Annotated in this window: 1 protein-coding gene and 1 rRNA gene; both read left to right on the top strand. The window is 66.9% G+C overall.

Annotation, left to right across the window (positions count from 1 at the left end; genetic code table 11):
- The first annotated feature begins 305 nt into the window (after positions 1 to 305).
- Positions 306 to 1,511, top strand: coding sequence for a tyrosine--tRNA ligase (locus FDZ70_09010; protein TLM70908.1), 1,206 nt, complete (start codon positions 306 to 308; stop codon positions 1,509 to 1,511).
- 510 nt (positions 1,512 to 2,021) lie between these two features.
- Positions 2,022 to 2,728: ribosomal RNA gene (locus tag FDZ70_09005) — 16S ribosomal RNA — on the top strand; the annotation flags it as partial.

The following is a 2,728-nucleotide window of genomic DNA, read 5'->3' as shown; positions in this document are numbered from 1 at the left end:
GGGCGGCGGCCCCGGGCCGCCTGGCCTCGCGGGGCGGCGGTCCCCGCGCCAGGGGCTGACGATCTCGCCCGCGGGGTGGCCCCGGAGGCTCCCGGTGCGGTGCGCGGACGCGGCCTCGGCGGCTCTCGCCGCCCGCCGCCGTCCCTCGATCCGCTCCCGCGTGAGTCCATGCGCTCCGTCCGCCCAAGGCCCGCGCTCGGGGGCGGGCGCGGCTGTCTTGCGTGCTAGTATGACCTGCGACACGGGCCCGGCGCCACGCGTCGTGACCCAGATGTTGACCGCGGACGCGGAAGGCGGCCAGCGCCGTGCTCCCTGCTTCAGAACAGCTCCACATCCTCGAGAGCGGCGCCGCCGGCATCGTCCCGCGCGACGCGTTCGTCACCAAGCTCGAGAGCGGCCGGCCGCTGCGCGCCAAGCTCGGCGTCGACCCCACGGCGCCCGATCTGCACCTCGGACATGCGGTGCCGCTGCGCAAGCTGCGGCAGTTCCAGGACCTCGGTCACACGGTCGTGCTCATCATCGGCGACTTCACCGCGCTCATCGGCGACCCGTCGGGCCGCAGCACCACCCGTCCCGCGCTCACGCCCGAGCAGGTCGAGGCGAACGCCGCGACCTACATCGACCAGGCGTTCCGCATCCTCGATCCGGACCGCACGGAGATGCGCCGCAACTCCGAGTGGCTCGCGCCGCTCGGCTTCGCGGACCTGCTGCGGCTCACCAGCCAGTTCACGGTCGCGCGCATCCTCGAGCGCGACGACTTCGCCAAGCGCTACGCAGCGCAGCAGTCCATCTCGCTGCACGAGTTCCTCTACCCGGTCGCGCAGGCGTACGACTCCGTGGCGATCTCGGCCGATGTCGAGCTCGGCGGGACCGACCAGCTGTTCAACCTGCTCGCGGGGCGCGAGCTCATGGAGAAGCAAAGGATGGAGCCGCAGGTCTGCCTGACGCTCCCGCTGCTCGAGGGCACCGACGGCGTCCAGAAGATGAGCAAGAGCTACGGCAACTACGTCGGGCTCACGGATGGGCCGGCCGACATGTTCGGCAAGGTCATGTCGATCCCCGACTCGCTCATGCCGAAGTACTACCGCCTCTGCACGTCGCTGGCGGTCGCCGAGGTGGAGGCGATCGAGGCCGCGCTGGCCGACGGCTCCGCGCATCCCAACGCCGCCAAGCGCCGCCTCGCGCGCGAGATCGTCGCGCTGTACCACGACGCCGACGAGGCAGCCGCCGCGGAGGCCGCGTTCGACCGCGTATTCAAGGACCACGCGGCCCCCGCCGATGTAGCCGAGATGGCCGTCGAGTTCGCCGACCCCGTCTACCTTCCCGGCCTGCTCGCGGAGATCGGGCTGGTCAGCTCGGCTTCGGAAGGTCGCCGGCAGATCGATGCCGGGGCAGTCAAGGCCGATGGCGAACCCTTCGCCGCGGACGTCTACGAGGTCGCGCGCGCAAGCGTCGAGGGCCGCGTCATCCAGGTCGGCAAGCGGCGTTTCGCGCGCCCCGTTTCGCGGTAGGGACCTGCGTAGATTCCGTATTGCGCGGGGCTATCCACGATGGTACGATGTCCGTCGCTCCTTTCTCAGGTTGGCGACGCTTGGAGCCATCTTGATAGACCCGACCGCTTCGGAGACAGCCGCATAGGGGTACGCACGCCACGCACAGCGCGGCTGCGGCCGCCGATGGGACGCCTCCGATGCACCTCGGAGGCGTTCGTGTCTTTTCGGGTTGGCGGGTGCGCTGAGAGGGGAAGAAGTAGTCGTTGACAGCGGGGCCGGAGGTCGGTAACATCTCCGCCCGTTGCGCCTGAACCTTGAAAACCGGATACCGAGACGAGCCAGTTCAGGTCCGATCCATCGGGCCTGACACCAATCACGTCATGCCGAGAGGGTCCACAACAGGCCAAACCGGCACGACATTGTTTGCCCGAACCGCCGAGGCCTTCCTTTGGGCGCCGGCAGGCGGGCAGATCCGGATACATTCCGGGACTTACCTTCGTGGAACACAGGCTTTCGGGCCTGTGACCGATTCAACGGAGAGTTTGATCCTGGCTCAGGATGAACGCTGGCGGCGTGCTTAACACATGCAAGTCGAACGGTAAGGCCCCTTCGGGGGTACACGAGTGGCGAACGGGTGAGTAACACGTGGGCAATCTGCCCTTCTCTCCGGGATAACTCAGGGAAACTTGAGCTAATACCGGATACTCCGGGACGATCGCATGGTCGACCCGGGAAAGCCCCGACGGAGAAGGATGAGCCCGCGGCCCATTAGCTTGTTGGTGAGGTAACGGCTCACCAAGGCTGCGATGGGTAGCCGAGCTGAGAGGCTGATCGGCCACACTGGGACTGAGACACGGCCCAGACTCCTACGGGAGGCAGCAGTGGGGAATTTTGCGCAATGGGCGAAAGCCTGACGCAGCAACGCCGCGTGCGGGATGAAGGCCTTCGGGTTGTAAACCGCTTTCAGCAGGGACGAAACTGACGGTACCTGCAGAAGAAGCCCCGGCTAACTACGTGCCAGCAGCCGCGGTAATACGTAGGGGGCAAGCGTTATCCGGATTCATTGGGCGTAAAGCGCGCGTAGGCGGCTTGTTAAGCGAGGTGTGAAAACCGGGGGCTCAACCCGCGGCCTGCACCTCGAACTGGCAGGCTTGAGTCTGGTAGAGGAAAGTGGAATTCCCAGTGTAGCGGTGAAATGCGCAGATATTGGGAGGAACACCAGTGGCGAAGGCGGC

The organism is Actinomycetota bacterium, from assembly GCA_005774595.1.
GTDB lineage: Bacteria > Actinomycetota > Coriobacteriia > Anaerosomatales > D1FN1-002 > D1FN1-002.
This window is presented reverse-complemented; position numbering and strand designations above follow the sequence as displayed.